Here is a 20,655-nt window from a genome sequence, read left to right as displayed (position 1 = left end):
TTTAACCCAATTATTCGTTAGTTTCAATTAAACCATAACGACCATCGTTTCTGCGGTAAACAACACTAGTACCATTGGTTTCAGCATCTTCAAATACAAAGAAATCATGTTCCAACATGTCCATTTGTAAAATTGCTTCTTCTGGATCCATTGGCTTTAAGCTTACACGCTTGTTACGAACGATATCAAATTCGCTAGGCTTCTTTTCTTCTTGAGGTTGTTCCACAAAGAAATCTTGTAAACCTTTTTCACGACTCTTTCTGTTTACACGAGTCTTGTATTTTCTAATTTGACGTTCAAGTTTCTCCGAAACGAAGTCAATGCTACGATACATATCGTCCGTGGTTTCTTCTGCTCTCAAAACTAAGTATGGTAAAGGAATAGTAACTTCGACCTTAGCAGAGCGGTCACGGTAAACTCTTAAGTTTACGTGTGCGATCACGTCTTGACTTAATTCAAAATATTTTTCTAATTTATTTAACCGTTTTTCAACATAACTTCTTAAAGCGTCAGTTACTTCAATATTTTCTCCACGAACATTGTACTTTAACATATAAGATTCTCCTTTCACCGCTATGCGGTTTTTCTTTACACTTACATTATACCAAAAAATGAAAGCGTTTCATAACAAATCTAACGACAAATTGAAAAGCTTTCAATATGCATCCCTGGAAACCTTGATTTTAAGCAATCTCGTGCATGATAAAGCGTCCGTCCAGTAGTATAAATATCATCTAATAGCAACACTTTCCCTGTCTGTATATTTTCTTTTATTTTTATAGTTTTATCAATAAAAAAGCTTTGGGGCGTTTTTAGCCGCTCCTCTTTGTTTTTCTCACCTTGAGCATGACTACCTTCTTTTTTAGCTAAAAGCGGCGTAAGGGACACAATATCTCCATAAACAGCCGAAATTGTATCGAACTGTCTCTTAACCTGGTGCCCAGGTGAGGTAGGCACAGGAATATAATAATCAAACTCCGTTTTAGATAAATAGTCCCAGCTTAATTCTTGCAATACTTCCCGTAAAACATAATCTCCTCTTCGCTTATACGCCACCATCAAATCATGAAAAGCAGAATTATACCGATATAATGCAGAATTATGCAAAACTTCACCTTGATATATCTTTTGCCACTTTTTACAATCACTACAAATAATCCCTTGCTCCATCATTTTCGAACATACTGAGCAACGATTTCCCGTCAATTTTTCAAATTGATTCAAACAATGAAAGCAAATCTTAGGCTGCCTAAAATTTTTTAATGAGAAAATTTGGGCAAATTTAATTGGAGGAATAAATTCTTGCTCACATAATAGACATTGTCTCATTTATTCATCCCCTTAATTTGCTTGATACTGCTGCGAATATTTTTAGTGTAACGATGATAGCAATATAGCACTAAACCTGTTTTGTCTTCTTTCGCTCTACCCACTCGTCCCGCAATTTGCACTAAACTTGCGGCAGTATAAATAGGATCATCGGCTGCAACAATAATTACCCAAACATTTTTAAAAGTTACTCCACGTTCCAAAATCGTAGTAGTCAAAAGAATGTCATACTTTCGCTCTCTAAAAGCCGCAACTTTTTCTATTCTTTGAGAATCTTGTGCATGCACTCCAACGATTTTCACGTTATTATCTTTCAACTTCTTTTTTAAAGCTGCCAAATAGATCGGAATTTGTTCAATTCGAGGTACAAAAATTAACAAGGGATGCTCGCTTCTTACTACCTTTTTTACTTCGGCAAGCAAATTAGCGTGAATTTGTCCTTTTTTATTTAAAAACGGCTTAATAAATAATTTCTCCTTTGGTACCGGTAAAAGTCCACCATGAAATCTCCGATTGAGCTTTAAGATTTCAATTTTTCCCTGCTTAACCTCTTCTAATAAGTCTTCTGTCGGCGTGGCTGTTAAATACACGCGCACTCCATCTTTTTTTACGGCATTTTTAGCTGCAAAATGCAATTGATCATTTCCCACATAAGGAAACGAGTCTACTTCATCAATCACTAACAAATCAAAAGCTTCATAAAATTTCAATAACTGATGCGTAGTACAAATTGTCAATTGATCCAAATTTGGTTCTTGGTATTCTCGCCCGTGATATTTGCCAATCTCAATTTCCGCAAAAGCTGCTTCAAATCGTGGAAATAGTTCATTAACCACGTCGATTCTGGGTGTGGCAATACATGCACGTTTTCCATTCTTCATGCACTCCGCAATTAGCTGAAACAGCATCTCGGTCTTTCCTGCACCAGTTACCGCATGAACTAAGCTGCTTTTCTTTTGTTTAAAATTTAAAACTAAATTATCTGAAATTTTTTGTTGCAACGTAGTCAGCTGCCCATTCCAAGTCATTCCACCATTCGGTAACTTTGAAAATTGGCTCGCATTTTGACAGTGAACCAAAACATCTCCCTCATTTGCTCTTCCTAAACCAATACAAGCACGGCAGTATAATTTTCCACTTGGTAATTTACATTCGACTTTACTGCCACATCGGTTGCACAACCCATTTTCAATTACCGGAACTTTGCTACAATCTTCAAGTGTGCTAGAATCCTTTTGATTAACAATCCATTGACGACCCGATAATAGAGTTAAATCTTCCATATTTTTCACCTCTATTATCTATTACGCAAAAAGAGGCGATTTTTTTGTCAAAAGAAGAAAATTTTTTAACTATTAAAGAAAATGGCGCTGCTGAACTAGTAATCAAAAAGAGTAAATTTATTGCTAACATGGCACGAACCACTACTACAGATGAAGCAAATGAATTCATCCAGGAAATTTCAAAGAAATATCGTGACGCTACCCACAACACATTTGCCTATACTATCGGTTTAAATGATGATCAAGTAAAAGCAAGTGATAACGGTGAACCTTCAGGCACAGCTGGCATCCCCGAATTAAAAGCGCTGCAATTAATGAACTTAAAAAATATCACTGTCGTTGTAACCAGATATTTCGGTGGCATTAAGCTCGGTGCAGGTGGCTTAATTCGGGCTTATTCCAATAGCGTAACCAACGCTGTAGAAAAAATTGGCGTGGTTAAACGTGTCCTGCAACAAGAACTTATTTTCAGCGTGCCTTATAATCGGTTTGATGAAGTTGATCATTACCTTAAGACGAATAAAGTCTTCATAGCTGATACTGAATACGGTGTAGATATCAAAATTCATATTTTTTTAGATATAGATGATCAAGAACAAACAAAAAAAGATTTGACCAACCTTTTGGCTGGTCAAATCAGTTTCACTAATGGTGAAAAACGCTACAACGAACTTCCAGTTGAACAAAATAATTATCATGAACAATAAAGAGTTTGGCTAATAACCAAACTCTTTATTTTGTATTCTTTTTATTTTTTAATTGGTCAGGCTTCTCGTCGCCCAAATGCCAAACTTCAACTGTAGGATCAGTTTTGCTTTTTTGATTAATGATTTTCTGGATAACATGCATTAATGGATGATACTTTTCACCCAACAAGCCGATTGATTCCACAAAATATTCAAGTGCAACCAACAATCCCAGAATTAATAACCATGTTCCCCAAGCCGGAGAAAGCAAGAATAATAATGAGATGAAAGAAAAGACCAAAGACAATGCATAGATCGTTAAAACCGTTTGTCTATGAGTTAATCCCATTCTCATCAATTGGTGGTGCAAGTGGTGTTTATCCGCCTCTGAGATAGGTTTTTTATTTAATTTTCTCCGAATCATGGCATAAACCGTATCGGTGATTGGCACACCTAAAATTATGATCGGTACTAATAAAGAAATAAAAGTTACATTCTTTAAACCTTTCAGTGAAAGAACCGCAATCATAAATCCAATATATAATGCACCTGTATCTCCTAAAAAGATCTTAGCTGGATGGAAATTATATGGTAAAAAACCTAATAAACATGCGGCTAACATAAAACAAGCTATAGGCACATATAGCTGATGCGTGTGTAAAAAGAAATATCCTACGATTCCCATGGTCGTTAGAGAAATCATTGATACCCCATCTGCTAGCCCATCCAGTCCATCAATCAAATTGACTGCATTAGTTAAAGCTAATATCCAAAAAATGGTAATTGGAAAACTCCACCAACCAATATTAACTTCGTGCGTGACAAAAGGAATTTTTAAGACATTCATTCGAATACCTGCCAAGAAATAAATGATCAATGAGGCAATAAAAATGCCGAACATTTTTTGTCTAGGCTTTAATTCAAGAATATCATCTATCAATCCCGTCAACACAATTACACTTGAAGCTAATAAAATCGAAAAGATTTCATGGGTAGGAAATTGCTCTCGTAACAGTACAAATGCACCGATATTAAAAGTAACGAAAATTCCTAATCCCCCGATAGTAGGCATTGGCTTCTTATTAACCCTACGTGCATTAGGATTATCAACAGCTCCCAATACGAAAGCCAAACGCCGAATAAACGGCGTAATAGCCGCCGAGATAATTACCAATAAAAATAATTCAACAATGATTTTAAACATATTTGGCTACTTTCCTTATTTACTCGTTCTAATTATACAAGTAGAGTCGGTTTTGCACAAATAACAAAAAAGGTTTGAAACTTTTAATTTCAAACCTTTTTAAATTTATTTAGCGATCGCTACAACTCGGTTTTCACGGATAACAGTAATTTTAATATTACCAGGATAATCAAGTTCTTTTTCAACCTGATTACGAATATCCCGTGCCAAAATAACTGTACGATCATCTGAAATTTCATCAGGTTCTACCATCACGCGAACCTCACGTCCCGCTTGAATGGCATAAGCCTGCTTGACACCTTGATAGCTCTTAGCTATCTTTTCTAATTCGGTCAAACGCCTGATGTAATTTTCTAGACTCTCACTTCTTGCACCTGGTCGAGCTGAAGAAATCGTATCTGCTGCAACTACAAGTTCAGCAATAAACGATAACTTAGGCACATCACCATGGTGTGCAGCAATCGCGTTAACTACAACATCGGATTCATGATATTTACGGGTCAACTCTACACCAATTTCTACGTGTGAACCTTCAATATCATGATCGATGGCTTTACCAATATCGTGTAATAATCCCGCGCGAACTGCTAATTTTTCATCTAGACCTAATTCGGCAGCCATAGTACCAGCTAATTTACCAACTTCAATTGAGTGTGACAAGACATTTTGCCCATATGAAGTACGATACTTGAGTCGTCCAAGCGTCTTAACGAGTTCTGGATTCATACGGTGAATTCCAAGTTCCATTAAGGCACTTTCACCAGCTTCATAAATATCGTCATTAACTTCTTTACGAGCTTTATCAACCATTTCCTCAATTCTAGCTGGATGAATTCTCCCATCCTTAATCAAACGTTCCATTGCTCTCTTCGCAATTTCACGTCTAATTGGATCGAAGCCACTCAAAGTTACAACCTTTGGTGTATCATCAATAATTAAATCAATACCAGTTAAAGCTTCAAATGAACGAATATTGCGACCTTCACGTCCAATAATACGTCCCTTCATCTCTTCATTTGGTAGATCAACAACAGACACGGTGGTTTCTGCTACAGTATCTGCTGCACTACTCTGAATTGCATCAACTATAATTTGGTTAGCATAATGATCAGCTTTCGCTTTAACTTCTTCATTACTATTTCTAATCAATTCGGCACGTTCTTTAACAAGCTCATCAGATAATTTATTAAGCACAATCTTTTTTGCTTCTTCTTTATCCAACTTAGCTACGTCATAAAGCTTTTGCCGTCTAGCTTCAACTAATTCATCAGCTTCAGTTAATTTTGCCTTTAAGCTAGTATCTTGCTGCTTTAATTGATCTTCCTTTTGAGTGAGTCCAGCTTCTCTTTCATCTAACAAAGAATTTTTGTGATCTAAAGTATCTTCACGTTGCTTTAAACGATTTTCTTGACGAGCTAAATCATCCTTTTTTAAATTTAACTTGTCTTCAGTCTTTTGCTTATAATCACGAATTTGTTCTTGAGCTTCAAGAATTTTTTCTTTCTTAGTATTTTCAGCACTTTGCTTAACAGCTTCTGCTGCTTGCTTTTGTGCATTAACCTCTGCTTCTACCGCAGCTACTTGTGCTCGAGCATCGGCTAAAATATGATCAGCATCATTTTGTGCATTCTGAGCTTTTTGTTCCCAAGAATGTTTACGAATAGCATAGCCAATCACTGTACCCACCAAAATTGAAACAATGGCAGTTGCGACGGGAATCATAATAATTGTATTCATGATTACTATCGCCTTTTTTAGAATTATTCACACCACTTTTATGATAAAGAACCTGTTGGTCCATGTCAATCCACAAGAAAAAACCTTGGAACATAATTCCAAGGTAAAAATCATTTTTATTTATCATCAGTTGTCTTTTTAGCTTCGGCAGACTTCTCTGCTTGAGCCTCTTCACGCTTTTCCTTTATTTTTTCAGGATCTTCACGATCAGCTACTGACTTCTCATCAATACCATATGCCTGACGAACTTGTTGTTGAATATCTTGATAAATATCTGGATGATCTTCAAGATATTTCTTAGCATTTTCTCGTCCTTGGCCGATACGATCGCTCTTATATGAATACCATGATCCAGCCTTATCAATGATATCCTTGTCAGCAGCCATATCAAGTAATTCTCCACTTTGAGAAATACCTTTACCATACATGATATCTACTTCTGCTACCTTAAATGGTGGGGCAACCTTGTTCTTTACAACTTTAATCTTGACGCGGTTACCAATTACATCACCAGATTGCTTAATCTGTTCTGCTCTTCTTACTTCAAGTCGAATAGTTGAATAAAACTTAAGGGCACGACCACCAGGTGTAGTTTCAGGGTTACCAAACATAACCCCAACTTTTTCACGAATCTGATTAATGAAAATTGCAATAGTCTTAGTCTTGGAAATTGTTCCTGATAACTTACGCAAAGCTTGACTCATTAATCTAGCTTGAAGACCAACATGGGCATCCCCCATTTCGCCTTCAATTTCTGCACGTGGAACTAAAGCAGCAACAGAGTCGACAACCACAATATCAATAGCACCACTAGAAATTAAAGTATCAGCAATTTGTAGTCCTTCTTCACCAGTATTAGGTTGAGACAAAATAAGTGAATCAATGTCTACACCTAAAGCTTCAGCGTATGCTGGATCCATTGCGTTTTCAGCATCAATATATGCGGCTGTACCACCACGTTTTTGCACTTCAGCTACTGCATGAAGAGCAACAGTAGTCTTACCAGATGATTCAGGTCCATATACTTCAATAATACGTCCCCGAGGATAGCCACCAACACCAATAGCAGCATCTAAAGCAAGTGAACCTGTTGGAACTGTTGAAATTTGAGTATCGGCCTTCTCACCCATACGCATAACAGCACCTTTGCCAAAGTTCTTTTCAATTTTCTTGAGCGCTGCATCTAAAGCAGCCTTTTTTTCATCTTTGGGCATGTTTTCCTCCTAAATTTTTGTACTCAGTAATTATACTTTGATCATTATCTACTTTGCAAGCAATATACAAACTAACGTTCAAAGTATTTAGCCTACACTATTAAATACGCAAAAAAAGGTAATTTTTTTTTGAGAAAATAAAAAAAGAAGCAATTTTATGCTTCTTTTAATTTATCTTTAATTTTACATGGATCCTTTGAATACGCCCCATGATTGGTGGAAGTAGTCGTAACCTGAGTAAATAGTAAAGATCAATGCAAGGTAAAGTAAAATTGTACCGATGTACCAGAAGTTACCGATCAATAAGAAGATGATGGATAACATTTGGCAAGTAGTCTTGATCTTACCAGGCATTTTAGCTGCTAAAACTTGGCCCTTGTTTTCAGCTAAAATCAAGCGCAAACCAGTAACTGCTAATTCACGACAAACGATGATTGCAACAACCCAAGCTGGAGCAAGCTTCAATTCAACTAAGAAAATAAATGCAGTCATAGTCAACATCTTGTCTGCCAAAGGATCAGCAAACTTACCAAAGTTGGTAACCATGTTGCGTGAACGAGCAATATGACCATCAAACCAGTCAGTAGCTGAAGCTACGGCAAAAACAATAGCTGCAATTACCCAGCTCCAAACAACAGTTGAACCAGCGGCTTCAGTATGAGCATCCCCACCGAAAATTATAATTAACATAAATACTGGAATCAAAAAGATTCTAAAAACAGTAAGTTTATTAGGTAAATTCATTCTTCTTATTTTCTCCTAAGCTTTAATTACCATTATTTTCATCACCGCTGCCACCATTATCATTTCCACCGGCATTGTTATTTTGCGTAGTGGTTGTTGATGATTGAGTAGCTGATGATTGTTGTGTTTGACTACTTTGTCTTGTTTGACTGCTTTGAGCAGCTGATGATTGTTGGTGACTAGTTTGAGTGTTGTGTCTAGTAGTAGAGCTGCTCTGAGTTTGATTTTGAGTAGTAGTATTACTGTTATTAGTATTATTATCGCTAGTCGTTCCATTTTGACTAGTATTGTCATCAGTATGATGAGTAGTAGTCTTCTTAGCCTTTCCAATTAACAAAGTAATTGTTCTGTAGCTATTATTAGGTACGTATGGGACCTTCTTGCCACCGATCTTAATCGAACTACCATTATCATTACCCAAGGTAATTACAACTCGTTCAGCGTTTGAAGGTAAAGTAAGGGTATGCTTTTGCTTAGCAATTAAAGTTCCTTGCCAGCTATTTGCATTGCCATTAATTTGTACTCCCGCAGAAGTATTTTGAGTTGAACCTGCCTTAACAACTAAACGACGATTCCTCTTAAGACCAAGAACACGGTATTCATTGTCATTAATCTTTTTAATCTTAACTGTATTTACAGCAACTGGCTTAGTCTTCTTAGAAGATGACGATGATGTCTTCTGTGATGATACAGTTACGCCGCTGTTATCAGTATCATGATGCTGACCACTTGATGAAATACGTGCATACAATACGTATACAACTAAGATTACGATAATTACACCTAATGCGATTGCGATTCTTGGCAAGTAATTCTTCCACAAATTCTTCTTGTTATTTGTGGTTTCACGAACCTCTTCGCTCTTATTGTCAATTGAATTCTCTACATATTCATCAGGATCCGCTTCTGGAACATCCTCATGATAGTCACTGAGTAATTCTTTCCCATCTAATCCAACTACTTGAGCGTATTGTCGAATAAATGCCCTAACATAAAAGTCACCAGGAAGCTTATCAAATTCATCCTTTTCAATTGCTGTTAGATATCTACTTTGAATCTTAGTTGCCTTTTCGATATCTTCAATTGAAAGTCCCTTAGCCTCTCTAGCACTCCTTAATTTCTCTCCGATGTCTGCCATATTAACCTCTTCAAAATTAAATTTAACAAATTGAGTATACCATAAAATTTCGTTTACAACTTCTTAGTTATAAAAGCCAGCCTCCAGTAACATAAATTGTTTGACCAGTAAGGTAACTGCTTCGTTCATTCAGCAACACTTTGATCCAATATGAAATATCTTTTCCATCAGCCCAACGACCAACAGGAATCTCTTCTTGAACTTCCTCAATAGTATCTTCTGAAAAAATACTGTTCATATTAGTCTTTACAGCACCTGGTGCAATTACATTAACCGTCAAATTATTTGATGCTACTTCACGTGCATAAGCCTGCGCAAAACGACTTAACCCACCTTTAGTGGCACTATATACCGATTCCAGAGCACTACCGTAGCCTCCATAAACCGAACCTAAGTAAACGATTCGACTAAAACCTTGTTTCATTAGCTGCGGCTCCAGTAATTTAGTTAATTTAATGGGTACAGTCAGATTGATTTTTATTAATCTTGTAATATTATCAAGATTTTCATCCCCTAGAAAGCCGTAATTAGTGACCCCTTGAGCAAAAACTGCTGCATTAACCGGCAATAAATTCTGAACAAATTCACTTAATTGTGCATCATCAACTTCAAAATCTAACTTAATCGGCATAAAATCCTGGTCAGGATATTTAGTAAACAACTTTTGACCTAATTCTTCAGCAGCTTCCTTTTTGGAATTGTAATGCAAATAAAGAGACCAGCCATCTTCAGCCAAATCACGACAAATTGCTTGTCCTATGCCACCTGTAGCACCGAATACAATTGCACGCTTCATTTATTGCTCCTCCTTATCAGAGTTTAAATAAGCCGAGCAAATAGTGCTATCTTTCATCAGCTTTTGACAAATTTGATCGAATTCTTCAAAGCCCATCGTCTGCAACTTTAATAAATTAAGTTGTAAATCTTCATGGTCAAGATTTTCTTCAATCATTTCAATTGCAAAATATGAAAGATTATTCATTGTCCGAATAGTACGGGCCAGCCATTCTTTCTTCTGCAAAACAAAATTCTCTTTAATAAAACGATATTGCTCAGAATTAGGATCTATAGGTTGGGTTAAAACGCGTTTAATCTCCTCAATTATTCTTTGATTATCTGCACTAACTCCAAAAATAGTAGCAAAATCGCCTTGTCTAGTATAGTTAACTGAAATTTGCAAAGGATTAGCCAACAGCTTTTCCTTGCGCATTTTCTCAAACCAAGGACTCATCACGCTTAATTTTGATTCTAACATTATTTCTAGCAGAATTTGAGTCAAATCAGAACTAGATAATACTTTCTTAAAGTTTTTAAATCGAATACCCAATCCAAAAGCTTTTGAATTTCCTTTAGCTTGCAAAACTTGATCTGAAAGCTCACCCACTGGTTGAGAAACCGGAGTCGAAACATCTTTACGATCAGCTAGATACTTAGTTTGCAATTTACCTACTTGACGCAAAATGGTTCGAACTTGATTATCCGAAAAATCACCACAAGCAACAAATTGCATTTTAGTAGGCACATAATTTTCAGTATAAACCTTAGTCAAATTTTGCTTGGTTACCTGATTAATCGATTCTTTAGTCCCAACTACTTCGGTCCCTAAATTGGAATTACCAAACATGCTCGTCATAATGGCATTGTTTACTTTCCACATCGGATCATCCTGGTACATTGCCAATTCTTGCTCAATTATAGGAGCCTCTTTGGCAATATTTTGTTTAGTAAAATATGGCTCGCCTACTAATCTAAACAACAGATCAATCATCTTGGGGGTGTGTTCAATCCCGCTGCAATAAAACATAGTTTCATTGAAGGAGGTAAATGCATTAACATCTGCGCCAATTTCCTCAAATTGTGAAGAAATATCTCCATCTTTTTTAGCAAATAATTTATGTTCCAAAAAGTGGGCAGAACCCGCTACTTTTTGGGGATCACTACTGCCGAAATCAATAATAATACCAAAAAAGCGTTGATAAAAATGGGGCTTCAGGATAATCTCGGCTTTAAAACCAGATTTATATTCTCTTTTAATAATTTTTGGTGTAATCATTTTAAAATATAGCTTTCATTAAAGAATAAATTTTGAACAAAACTGACTAATTGATGAGTTGTGACCTTTTTAATAGCAGTCTCTCGATCAAAATCTAAATAGTCTGAAAATAATTCTCCTCGAAAGGCTTGACCCATTTGCCAATTTTGACTGTCTAAACCAATTTTAGTATTTCTATACAAGGCCTTTTGAGCTTTCTTAAAAAGTTCTTCATCTACATTGCCAGCAGCCAAATTCTCTATTTCATTTAATATCACTCGCTTAGCAGATTCTACTTGATCGGGATCCAATCCAGCATTAATTAAAAACAGAGAATTATTAGCAAAACAGCTAGCCTCGACAGCATAAGCTGCACCTAATTCTTCACGAATTTTACTAAACAACTTAGATGATTGGTCTCCTGCTAAATATTGACTTAAAAGTAAGCCTACAATTTGTTCCTGATAATTAATTGTATGATTAATGCCAAAGCCCATTAACAATTGTGCTTGCGCATTGCCTTGTTCATCAACTTTTTCAATTAAGTTTTTGTTAGCAGGAATAGTTAAGCCAGTGGTTTGGAAATTTTTTATAATACCAGCCTGGGTGAAATAAAATTTAGCTAGTTTAGTCATTAACTGGTGGTCACGTCCCATGCCAATTACGGCTACAGGGACATCACGCAGACTCTCAATGTAACGATTTACCTCATCTACAGTAGCATTTTGTATTTCATCAATTGGTCCCATAAAATTCTCAGCATAATCTGGCTGATCCCGGTACCATAATTTAAAGAATTGATCGATGGCATAATTGGCAGGCTGCTCCATTAACTCGCGATAATCATCTTCTAGTTGTCTTTTCGCATAGGCCAACATCTCCGGAGTACAATCTGGCTTAGTAATAATTTCGCTAATAGTTTGAATTATTTCTTGACATACATACTCTGGATCCAGTACTTCAGTTGGTTCAACAAAATTTGCATAATAAGTCAAAATTATTTCTTTACCAAAAAGCTGAGGCATAATATCCAATTGCAAATCATATAAATCGGCCAATCTTCGAGTCTGCTCCGCAATTTGTGGATATAACATACTGGTGTTTGACTGCAAACGTGATAGCAAGCTTGCAAAAGCTAAATTGTGACTTGTCAGCGGTAAACGCAAAAAACAGCCCAACGCGGCTGTTGTAAATTTCTTATTTTTCCTAATTGTAATATTAGTCATTAGCATTATTTCCATTACCTTCATTCTTTACTGGTGGGACTAATACTTGACGTGGCTTTGAACCTTCAGAAGGTCCCACAATTCCTTTAGCTTCCATCTCATCCACGATTCTTGCAGCCCGATTATAACCGATCCTAAAACGTCTCTGCAACATAGATACGCTTGCTGTTTGCTGACGACGAACCAAATCAACAGCTTGATTATAAAATTCATCTTCCGGTTCATCGTTTCCATTATCAGAAGCCGATGAGCTTTCGCCCTTTTTAGGAATCATAGTCTCATCATAGTCAACTTTTTGTTGCTTCTTTACCCAATCGATTACACGTTCAACTTCATCACTCGCAATATAAGCACCTTGAATACGTTCAGGTTTTGAAGCACCAATTGGCATATAAAGCATATCACCACGACCTAGAAGTTTTTCAGCTCCTGTTTGGTCCAAAATAGTTCTAGAATCTACACCACTAGATACAGCAAAAGAAATACGAGATGGAACATTGGCTTTAATTAAACCAGTAATAACATCTACACTTGGACGCTGAGTAGCTAAAATCATATGAATTCCGGCAGCTCGAGCCATTTGTCCTAGTCGAACTATTGCTCCTTCAACATCATGGCCACCAACCATCATCAGGTCACTAAGTTCGTCAACCACTACTAAAATATACGGCAATGGCTTCATTGCAGGCTTAGATTTATCCTGATTATTTTCAGCGACTTTTTGATTATATTCGCCCATGTTGCGAACGCCACCTGCCGCAAATAACTTATAGCGGCGTTCCATTTCTTTAACTACTTTGCGCAATGCATTAGAAGCCAATTTAGCATCTGTTACAACCGGAATTAACAAGTGTGGTACTCCGTTATAAACAGAAAGTTCTACCATTTTAGGATCAATTAAAACTAGCTTTACATCTTCTGGTCTGGCTTTCATCAAAATACTTGCCAAAATAGTGTTGATGGCAACAGACTTACCAGAACCAGTAGACCCAGCTATTAATAAGTGTGGCATTTTTGCCAAATTAGCGGAAATAGTACTTCCAGTAACGTCTTTGCCTAATGGCACATTCATTGGATCCTTTTTTGCCTTTGCATCTTGATGTTCCATTACATCTTTAAAAGATACAACTGAAGTTGCCCGATTAGGCACCTCAATACCAATAAAAGGTTTTCCTGGAATTGGAGCTTCAATTCTAATATCCTTGGCTGCAAGTGCCAAAGCCAAATCGTCAGCCAAATTAACAATACGACTAACTTTTACACCGACGGCAGGTTGAACCTCATACCGAGTAATAGTAGGGCCTAAAATGGCCTTTTTAATAATTACCTTTACACCAAAACTCTTAAAAGTAGATTGTAAAACCTGAGTATTTTTCTTAATTAAATCACGGTCTGTACTCTGATCAGTTGATTTAATTGGATCTAATAAACTCAAAGGAGGCTTTTTATATGACTTGTTAACTATAGTATCTGTTTTTAACTCACCATGATCCACATTGGCTAATTCTTGCACCAATTTTTGATCTTCTTGAGCAAAAGAATGCGATTTAGGTAAATCCTTGCTGTCAGGTTCTTCATGCTGTGGTGCAATTTGGATTTGCGGCTCAGGAGCCGGCTCTGGATCTGGTTCGACCATCACGTCTTCACTTGAAGGTTTAACACTAGTATCTTCCTCATTGTCATCAGAATCAAAATCTGCAACGTCTGGGAAAATATTTTTATCATCGTCATTAGCACGTTTTTGTTTTCTTTTTTCCAATACGTCGCTATATTTGTCCTTCAACTTAACACCAGCGGTTTTATTTTTTTGAATAAATAATTGACTACTGGATTGAAATTTTTCAATAATCGTCCTGAATTTCACATCAAAGAACATCAAGATTCCAATAGGAATTAGTAAGAACGCAAAAATCTTGATCCCAATTTGTCCTAATAGCGGATAGAAAATCTGATAACCTAGCGAACCAATCAGGCCGCCACCAACACTTTCTGTAACAGCGGCACGACCAAATTCTGCAGTCATCGCATGCCAGAATGAATTCAAGAAATTACTATTTACTAATTCATGCTCGTAATACAAGCTACTTTGAATCAATAAAATACCAATGAATGCTAAAGAAAGCCCAATTGTACGTTTAACTGACAAATGAACTGGCTGGTTATAAATCAAATTTACCAGCCCAAAAAGGGCTAATAAACTAGCAGCTAATAGATACGAATCACCAAAAAACAAGCGAATCAAATTAGCAATCTGTTTACCTAAAATACCAAATCTAACAAAGGCAAAAACAGCTAGCAAAATAAATACTAGCCCCAAAATACTCCAATTTAAATTTTGTTTTTTAGTTGTTTTCTTTTTAGAATATGTCTTTTTTGTCTTTCTTTTTTTCCTTTTTACAGGCATGTACTCACCCTAATTAGTGATTAAAAATTGGCTTTAAAGTTCAAGTTAACCGGTTGGTCAAAAGTTACTTGAGTTACTTCATACGTTAAAGTCTCAATATATTCAACCAATGGTCGACTTAAAAGTTGCCAATCTGCGCTACTGATATCAGAACCATCACCATGATAATCTTTCAATTGAACAACCTGATGAATAGTTCCACTTACTCTAAATTCACTTGGTGCAGGAACTACATCATAGAACACAGCTACATCATAATAGCTGCCATTTTCTTCTGAATGCTCATCATCTTGACTTACATCCAATTTTTGAATGCCAGTTCTAACATCGCTCTTTGGTTCTGTATCTTCATTAACTAAATCATAGTGAAATGCTTGTACAGTTACTGGTGTTTTTCTCTCAAAATCCATTATTCTTCACTTCCTAAATTACGTTCATATCTTTCTGGACGATCATAATCATCCTTCAATTTATCATTTTCATAATGGTGTGCAGTTTCCATATTTGGAAATCCTTGTTGACGCAATGCTTCAAGCAAGACCATTGCTACAGAATTCGACAAATTATAGCAACGAATATTATCTGACATTGGAATTCTTAAATTTCTGTCATAATATTCACGCATAAAAGTTTCAGGTAACCCTGTAGTTTCCTTACCAAAAACAAAATAATAATTTTTATTTGGGTCGGTGTAATCTACATCTACATAATTCTTTGATGAAAACTTAGAAATTAAATACATTTCGTCATTAGGCCCTAAAGTCTTTAAAAAAGCATTCAGATCATCATGACGACGTACATCAACTTTGTCCCAATAATCGAGCCCTGCTCGTTTCATTTTTTTATTATCAATTTGAAACCCCAAAGGTTCAATCAAATCTAAAACTGTATTGGTACCTGCACAGGTACGTGCAATATTACCAGTATTAGCTGGCATTAACGGCTCATATAAAACTACGTGATTTGTCATTTCAAAAACTCCTTAAACTAAAAAAGCGCAGCTTTTAAACCACGCTTTAATTTATTTAGCATTATTTGCTTTTGTATCTGCATCTCCCGTGGTCGAAGAAACAGCATCTGTTTCACTAAAAATTTCAGATTCTCTTCGATAATAATTGTACACGCGAGACACGATAATCTTCAAGATTGCATAGATCGGAATACCAAAAATTACACCCCATAGTCCCCAAACGGAACTAGCACCGATTAAAAGTAAAATAGTAGTTACGGGATGCATTTCCATTTTATTCCCCATGACTAAAGGACTTAAAATTCTAGTTTCAATTGTTTGTTCAATTAAAAAGACCACTAAAACCTTAATTAACATTGATCCTGAAGTCATAATTGCAATTACGAATACCGGAATAAGAGCCAATGGTGTCCCAAAATATGGAATCAAATTCATAAAACCGGCTAGGATAGCTAAAGCTAATCCATATGGTAGGCCAATTATTATGTAGCCAATTACAAACATGACGCCTACCCAAAAAGCAACTGTTATTTGACCACGAATATATGAAGCCAATGCATAGTTGATATCATACAACAGCTGACTAAAACTAGGTTGCCAATGCTCCGGTGCAAATTTCGTAATGTAAGGACGCAATTGATGCCCATCTTTGAGCATAAAGAATAAGATAAACGGTGCAGTAAGCAGAGTCATCACAATCATTGTAATGATACTTACCGCAGATGATATATTGCCTAAAGTAGCGTTGATAGTACTTTGCCCTGATTTAAACAAAGTTTTTTGCGTATTGTCTATCATGCCTTGTAAGCTACCTTTTACCTCATGCAAACGAGGATCACGCAAAGCATTCTGCGTTGCATTAACAGCATCGTTCCAAATATGAGGCCAGTTTTTAATCAGCGAATTAATCTGATTCTGGGCAATAGGAACCAGGATATTGATGATCCAGATTAAAGCTATTAAAACAAACAGAAACAAGACAAGAATTGTAGCAACTCTAGGTACTTTAAACTTCTTTTCAAACCAATCTACTACTGGATTCATTACATAATATTGAATAACCGCTAAAAGTAATGGCGGCAAAATCGCACTAAAAAATACCCAAGCAGGATTCAATACAAAAGAAATTTTATTAAAAATCCAGATAATTAAAAAGAACAATAAGATGTTTAATAAAACAATACTAAACCGATTATCTAAAAACCATTTTTTAAATAAGGTTTCTTTTTTACTTTTTTGTTTATAATCCATCTACCTGTCCTAGTATTTAAATGTGTTCGTAAACAATATCATCATCCACTTTAAAGGTTGGAAGTGGTTGAGCAACATCTGGATCAAAATATACCGCATTTGCTAAAGGTGCTTTAGGAATTGGACGGTTAAAGAATAAAGTAGCGTGACCCAAAGCCTTCATATTACTTTCAACCATTGGACCTACATAATTAGCTACATAAGTTTGACCATCTACAGTAATCGTATCACCCTTTTTAAAGACAAAGCCATTAACTGGAGTTTCATCACTAAATTTTTGAATAACTGAAACATCTTCTAAGTCTTTGTTGGCACCCTCGCCGAACAAAATTACCATGCCATCTTTATTATCGATAGCTTTTTTACCAATTTTTTTAATAGTTGAAATCCATTTCATAATCTTATATCTCCTTAAAAATAATTTTAGCATAAGAATAGCAGCTTAAAAACTTAAGCAGCCCAAATTATTAGATATTTTTGTGATGATACATCAACCATTTTCTTAGTTCATCTAATAATACTAAAGGAATTGGTAACAAGAATAGGAATAGCCAATCACTAGCAGTCAAGATAGTTGTATTGAACACCTGCTGAATGCCTGGTGTAATAGTCAAAATAACGAATAGAATGATTTCAAAAATAATGCCGTACCAAATATTTTTATTCTCAAATAATCCCTTTTTAAAAACAGAAACTGTATTAGTTCTACAATTTAATACATTTGCCACCTGAGTGAAGACAATTGCACCTAAAGCCATAGTTGTAGCTCGCATATAAATTGAGCCATTAGCAGCCAAAGCTACGTTAGGCCAACCATTTTGATAGTTCACAAAGAAATAGGCAGCTGTAGAAATAATACTTGATAAAAGACCATACCAGCAAAAGGCTTTAATAATAACACCCTTGTTCAATAAATGTTCTGATCTTTTACGTGGTGGTTGCTTCATAACATCTTGATCGGCAGCTTCCGCACCTAATCCTAAGGCTGGAAGCATATCGGTACCTAGATCAACCGTTAAAATTTGCATAACTGTCATAGGAAGTGGAATTAATCCAGCCGAGAAAAGAAATAGCACTGACGGAATAGCTTCGGGTACATTAGAAGTCAAAATATATGTTAAGAACTTGCGGATATTGCTATAAACTGCACGTCCTTCTTCAATGGCAGCTACAATCGAGGCGAAGTTATCATCGGTCAAAATCATATTGGCTGCATCTTTAGCCACGTCAGTACCAGTCATTCCCATTGCAATTCCAATATCGGCTTGCTTTAAAGCCGGAGCATCATTAACTCCATCACCGGTGGAAGCTACAACTTCACCGTTAGCCTGACAATTCTTTACAATGCGGTATTTTTGTTCTGGAGCAACTCTGGCAAAGATTACCTCATCTTTTAATGCATGACGCAATTCTTCATCGCTCATTTGATCTAATTCATTACCGGAAATTACACGTGCTTGATCAGAAGTTAAACCAATTTGAACAGCCACTGACTTAGCAGTTAATTTTGAATCCCCAGTTACCATGATTATTCTAATTTTGGCCTGATGACAACGTTTAACTGCATCATAAATTTCTGGACGTGGTGGATCGCTCATTGTTGCTAAACCCACAAAGATCAAATGATTTTCCGCATCCGCAATACTTATTTTATTAATATCGACACCATGATCGATTATTTTATAAGCGAGGGCCATACTGCGCAATCCGCGAGAAGCATAATCAGCGTTTGCCTTTTTAGCGCGAAGACGATCTGCTTCAGTCATCGGACGAATTTTACCATCAACCTGGATTTGATCACATTGCTTAATCGTGTCGCTATAAGAACCTTTAGTGAGAACAATATAATGCGTATCATCCCAACGATGAACAATTGACATTCTTTTACGATCAGAATCAAATGGCAATTCCTAATTCTAACGTTCCGGAAACTATTGCAATTAACCCTGATATCCAAAGCAAAATTGCCATCATACTAAAAAAGTTTTTGAAACATTCTGATTCAGCTGCGGCTTTTTTAATAGTATTAGTACCATATTTTTAAGTCGCTTAGCGGCTTCCTCATCTGATAATCCAGAAGAAGAAGATTGCAAATTTGTAAAAACTTGTTGAACCTCATTCTGGGCATATAATTTACGGATTTTATTTTCATCCATCCTATACGCACCTTCTCATTTTTACAATTATTATTTTTCCCTTATATTTCCTACTCTAGCACTTTTCACGAGAACAAGTCACAATCTGATTCATTATTTTCCATGCTATACTTATCTCAGTTAATACTTTTTCTAAAAAATCGGAGGCATTATATGAAAGTTTTAATCGGTGGCTATACTAAGAAGACCTCTAAAGGTATTTATGAATTGCCTTTTACTGGTGAAGATAATGGAGCTAAGTTAGGCAAGGCTGAAAATATTATTAGTGTAGGTGGCCCTACTTATTTCCAAAAAGATGGCGATTTAATTTTTACTATTAACAACGCAGGTGACGAAGGTGGTATCAGCGTCTTTAAATTAGGTGAACATGGTTCAAGTGAAGTCGATCGCTATTTAACACCTGGCGCTTCACCAGCATATGTTGGTATTGATCGCGAGCAAAAGCTTATCTATACCGCAAATTACCACACCGCCGTTTTATCTGTATTCCACTACAATAAAAGCGGCAAGTTAGAATTACTCGATCAAGTCACTCACAAGGCCGAAACATTGGGCCCACGTTCAGAACAAGTCGATGGCCCTCACCCACACTTCTTCGATGAAACACCCGCAGGTAATTTAGTTAGCTGCGATTTAGGTAATGACACTGTCGACTTCTACCGGTTAGAAAACGGCAAGTTACATCACCTAGCTCAATATAAAAATGAAGCTGGTTTTGGAACTCGCCACATCGTCTTTTCAAAAGATGGTAACTACTTCTACGTTGTTGGTGAATTATCTAGCAAAATCAACGTAGTTAAATTTAATGAAGACACTTGGGACTTCGAAAATATCGCTACATACAAGACCATTCCAGAAGATTTTACTGAACACAATGGTGCCGCAGCACTTTACATTAGTAAAGATGGTAAATATGTTTATAACTCCAACAGAGGCCACAATTCTATCACCGTCTTTAAGATTAATGATGACCACACCCTAAGCTTAGTTCAGCGCATTTCTACATTTGGTGATTTCCCTCGTGACTTCAACTGGGATGCCGATCAAAAATACGTAGTAGCTGCAAATCAAAATACAGATAACGCTACCTTGTATATCAGAAATGGCGGTAATGGAACTTTAACTCCAATTCAAACAAAAATTCCTGTTCCTGAAGGCACTCGCGTACTTTTCACCAAATAACCCATAATGAAAAATGTGTCTGGGAAAAAACTAACTTTCAGATACCAAAAGACGATCAATCCAACTCTTAATTTGAGTTGCTTGACCGTCTTTTTCTTG

At 36.2% G+C, this 20,655-nt stretch carries 19 protein-coding genes and 1 pseudogene; 2 read left to right on the top strand and 18 right to left on the bottom strand.

The features are described from left to right. Window positions 1-10: 10 nt before the first annotated feature. The 3 genes from hpf to CP357_RS03395 form a co-directional block, all read right to left on the bottom strand. The gene (hpf, locus tag CP357_RS03405; protein WP_087175641.1) at window positions 11-553 is read right to left on the bottom strand and encodes a ribosome hibernation-promoting factor, HPF/YfiA family; all 543 of its coding nucleotides are present in this window, start codon (window positions 551-553) and stop codon (window positions 11-13) included. An 80-nt stretch (window positions 554-633) separates the two neighbouring features. After that, on the bottom strand, window positions 634-1,329 hold the full coding sequence (locus CP357_RS03400; RefSeq protein WP_025005161.1) for a ComF family protein: 696 nt from the start codon (window positions 1,327-1,329) through the stop codon (window positions 634-636). After that, complete coding sequence (locus CP357_RS03395; protein ID WP_098036542.1) at window positions 1,326-2,612, bottom strand: DEAD/DEAH box helicase; 1,287 nt, start codon at window positions 2,610-2,612, stop codon at window positions 1,326-1,328. The genes CP357_RS03400 and CP357_RS03395 overlap by 4 nt, the downstream gene beginning before the upstream one ends. A gap of 44 nt (window positions 2,613-2,656) precedes the next feature. Here CP357_RS03395 and CP357_RS03390 point away from each other — a divergent pair, with 44 nt between their 5' ends. After that, complete coding sequence (locus CP357_RS03390) at window positions 2,657-3,319, top strand: YigZ family protein (RefSeq protein ID WP_056945512.1); 663 nt, start codon at window positions 2,657-2,659, stop codon at window positions 3,317-3,319. A 25-nt stretch (window positions 3,320-3,344) separates the two neighbouring features. On the opposite strand, the gene CP357_RS03385 is transcribed toward CP357_RS03390, so the two are convergent. The 15 genes and pseudogenes from CP357_RS03385 to CP357_RS03315 all read right to left on the bottom strand — a co-directional run bounded on the left by CP357_RS03385 (window position 3,345) and on the right by CP357_RS03315 (window position 19,374). Then, complete coding sequence (locus CP357_RS03385; protein ID WP_056945578.1) at window positions 3,345-4,502, bottom strand: glycosyltransferase family 4 protein; 1,158 nt, start codon at window positions 4,500-4,502, stop codon at window positions 3,345-3,347. 105 nt (window positions 4,503-4,607) lie between these two features. Continuing rightward, window positions 4,608-6,239 (bottom strand): ribonuclease Y, encoded by a 1,632-nt coding sequence (gene rny / locus CP357_RS03380; RefSeq protein ID WP_098036541.1) that lies wholly within the window; start codon window positions 6,237-6,239, stop codon window positions 4,608-4,610. Between the two features lie 116 nt (window positions 6,240-6,355). After that, on the bottom strand, window positions 6,356-7,453 hold the full coding sequence (recA, locus tag CP357_RS03375; protein ID WP_025005499.1) for a recombinase RecA: 1,098 nt from the start codon (window positions 7,451-7,453) through the stop codon (window positions 6,356-6,358). 183 nt (window positions 7,454-7,636) lie between these two features. Further along, complete coding sequence (gene pgsA / locus CP357_RS03370) at window positions 7,637-8,197, bottom strand: CDP-diacylglycerol--glycerol-3-phosphate 3-phosphatidyltransferase (RefSeq protein ID WP_025005498.1); 561 nt, start codon at window positions 8,195-8,197, stop codon at window positions 7,637-7,639. 22 nt (window positions 8,198-8,219) lie between these two features. Then, the gene (locus CP357_RS03365) at window positions 8,220-9,335 is read right to left on the bottom strand and encodes a RodZ family helix-turn-helix domain-containing protein (protein WP_087175637.1); all 1,116 of its coding nucleotides are present in this window, start codon (window positions 9,333-9,335) and stop codon (window positions 8,220-8,222) included. Between the two features lie 67 nt (window positions 9,336-9,402). Continuing rightward, on the bottom strand, window positions 9,403-10,131 hold the full coding sequence (gene ymfI / locus CP357_RS03360; RefSeq protein WP_098036540.1) for an elongation factor P 5-aminopentanone reductase: 729 nt from the start codon (window positions 10,129-10,131) through the stop codon (window positions 9,403-9,405). Beyond that, entirely contained in the window at window positions 10,132-11,388 is a 1,257-nt protein-coding gene (locus CP357_RS03355) for a pitrilysin family protein (RefSeq protein ID WP_087363030.1), read from the bottom strand. Further along, the gene (locus tag CP357_RS03350) at window positions 11,385-12,599 is read right to left on the bottom strand and encodes a pitrilysin family protein (protein ID WP_025005495.1); all 1,215 of its coding nucleotides are present in this window, start codon (window positions 12,597-12,599) and stop codon (window positions 11,385-11,387) included. Before CP357_RS03350 ends, CP357_RS03355 begins: the two co-directional genes overlap by 4 nt. Further along, a complete protein-coding gene (locus tag CP357_RS03345; RefSeq protein WP_098036539.1) occupies window positions 12,586-14,997 on the bottom strand; it encodes a DNA translocase FtsK in 2,412 nt (803 codons plus the stop codon). Before CP357_RS03345 ends, CP357_RS03350 begins: the two co-directional genes overlap by 14 nt. Window positions 14,998-15,017: 20 nt before the next feature. Continuing rightward, complete coding sequence (locus CP357_RS03340; RefSeq protein ID WP_098036538.1) at window positions 15,018-15,407, bottom strand: DUF1149 family protein; 390 nt, start codon at window positions 15,405-15,407, stop codon at window positions 15,018-15,020. After that, on the bottom strand, window positions 15,407-15,967 hold the full coding sequence (locus tag CP357_RS03335; RefSeq protein WP_025005493.1) for a tRNA (cytidine(34)-2'-O)-methyltransferase: 561 nt from the start codon (window positions 15,965-15,967) through the stop codon (window positions 15,407-15,409). The genes CP357_RS03340 and CP357_RS03335 overlap by 1 nt, the downstream gene beginning before the upstream one ends. Before the next feature lie 51 nt (window positions 15,968-16,018). Beyond that, a complete protein-coding gene (locus CP357_RS03330) occupies window positions 16,019-17,218 on the bottom strand; it encodes an AI-2E family transporter (protein WP_098036537.1) in 1,200 nt (399 codons plus the stop codon). A gap of 16 nt (window positions 17,219-17,234) precedes the next feature. Further along, window positions 17,235-17,615 (bottom strand): PTS glucitol/sorbitol transporter subunit IIA, encoded by a 381-nt coding sequence (locus tag CP357_RS03325; RefSeq protein WP_025005491.1) that lies wholly within the window; start codon window positions 17,613-17,615, stop codon window positions 17,235-17,237. Between the two features lie 70 nt (window positions 17,616-17,685). Further along, window positions 17,686-19,128 (bottom strand): annotated as a pseudogene (locus CP357_RS03320) (cation-translocating P-type ATPase); the annotation flags it as partial. Between the two features lie 60 nt (window positions 19,129-19,188). Then, window positions 19,189-19,374 carry a cation-transporting P-type ATPase gene (locus CP357_RS03315; RefSeq protein ID WP_098036536.1) on the bottom strand — a complete coding sequence of 62 codons (186 nt, stop codon included), beginning with the start codon at window positions 19,372-19,374 and terminating at the stop codon, window positions 19,189-19,191. 153 nt (window positions 19,375-19,527) lie between these two features. Between CP357_RS03315 and CP357_RS03310 the strand changes: the two genes are divergently transcribed. Then, entirely contained in the window at window positions 19,528-20,556 is a 1,029-nt protein-coding gene (locus tag CP357_RS03310; RefSeq protein WP_098036535.1) for a lactonase family protein, read from the top strand. Window positions 20,557-20,655: the final 99 nt, after the last annotated feature.

It is taken from the genome of Lactobacillus sp. UMNPBX6, from assembly GCF_002553975.1.
Classification (GTDB): domain Bacteria; phylum Bacillota; class Bacilli; order Lactobacillales; family Lactobacillaceae; genus Lactobacillus; species Lactobacillus gallinarum.
This window is presented reverse-complemented; position numbering and strand designations above follow the sequence as displayed.

Bases quoted from the DNA above. Each gene is read 5' to 3' on its own strand.
- CP357_RS03355 (WP_087363030.1), bottom strand. From the start codon at position 11,388: ATGATTACACCAAAAATTATTAAAAGAGAATATAAATCTGGTTTTAAA.
- CP357_RS03350 (WP_025005495.1), bottom strand. From the start codon at position 12,599: ATGCTAATGACTAATATTACAATTAGGAAAAATAAGAAATTTACAACA.
- CP357_RS03335 (WP_025005493.1), bottom strand. From the start codon at position 15,967: ATGACAAATCACGTAGTTTTATATGAGCCGTTAATGCCAGCTAATACT.
- CP357_RS03325 (WP_025005491.1), bottom strand. From the start codon at position 17,615: ATGAAATGGATTTCAACTATTAAAAAAATTGGTAAAAAAGCTATCGAT.
- CP357_RS03345 (WP_098036539.1), bottom strand. From the start codon at position 14,997: ATGCCTGTAAAAAGGAAAAAAAGAAAGACAAAAAAGACATATTCTAAA.
- CP357_RS03330 (WP_098036537.1), bottom strand. From the start codon at position 17,218: ATGGATTATAAACAAAAAAGTAAAAAAGAAACCTTATTTAAAAAATGG.
- hpf (WP_087175641.1), bottom strand. From the start codon at position 553: ATGTTAAAGTACAATGTTCGTGGAGAAAATATTGAAGTAACTGACGCT.
- CP357_RS03315 (WP_098036536.1), bottom strand. From the start codon at position 19,374: ATGGATGAAAATAAAATCCGTAAATTATATGCCCAGAATGAGGTTCAA.
- CP357_RS03340 (WP_098036538.1), bottom strand. From the start codon at position 15,407: ATGGATTTTGAGAGAAAAACACCAGTAACTGTACAAGCATTTCACTAT.
- recA (WP_025005499.1), bottom strand. From the start codon at position 7,453: ATGCCCAAAGATGAAAAAAAGGCTGCTTTAGATGCAGCGCTCAAGAAA.
- CP357_RS03400 (WP_025005161.1), bottom strand. From the start codon at position 1,329: ATGAGACAATGTCTATTATGTGAGCAAGAATTTATTCCTCCAATTAAA.
- pgsA (WP_025005498.1), bottom strand. From the start codon at position 8,197: ATGAATTTACCTAATAAACTTACTGTTTTTAGAATCTTTTTGATTCCA.
- CP357_RS03395 (WP_098036542.1), bottom strand. From the start codon at position 2,612: ATGGAAGATTTAACTCTATTATCGGGTCGTCAATGGATTGTTAATCAA.
- CP357_RS03365 (WP_087175637.1), bottom strand. From the start codon at position 9,335: ATGGCAGACATCGGAGAGAAATTAAGGAGTGCTAGAGAGGCTAAGGGA.
- rny (WP_098036541.1), bottom strand. From the start codon at position 6,239: ATGAATACAATTATTATGATTCCCGTCGCAACTGCCATTGTTTCAATT.
- ymfI (WP_098036540.1), bottom strand. From the start codon at position 10,131: ATGAAGCGTGCAATTGTATTCGGTGCTACAGGTGGCATAGGACAAGCA.
- CP357_RS03310 (WP_098036535.1), top strand. From the start codon at position 19,528: ATGAAAGTTTTAATCGGTGGCTATACTAAGAAGACCTCTAAAGGTATT.
- CP357_RS03385 (WP_056945578.1), bottom strand. From the start codon at position 4,502: ATGTTTAAAATCATTGTTGAATTATTTTTATTGGTAATTATCTCGGCG.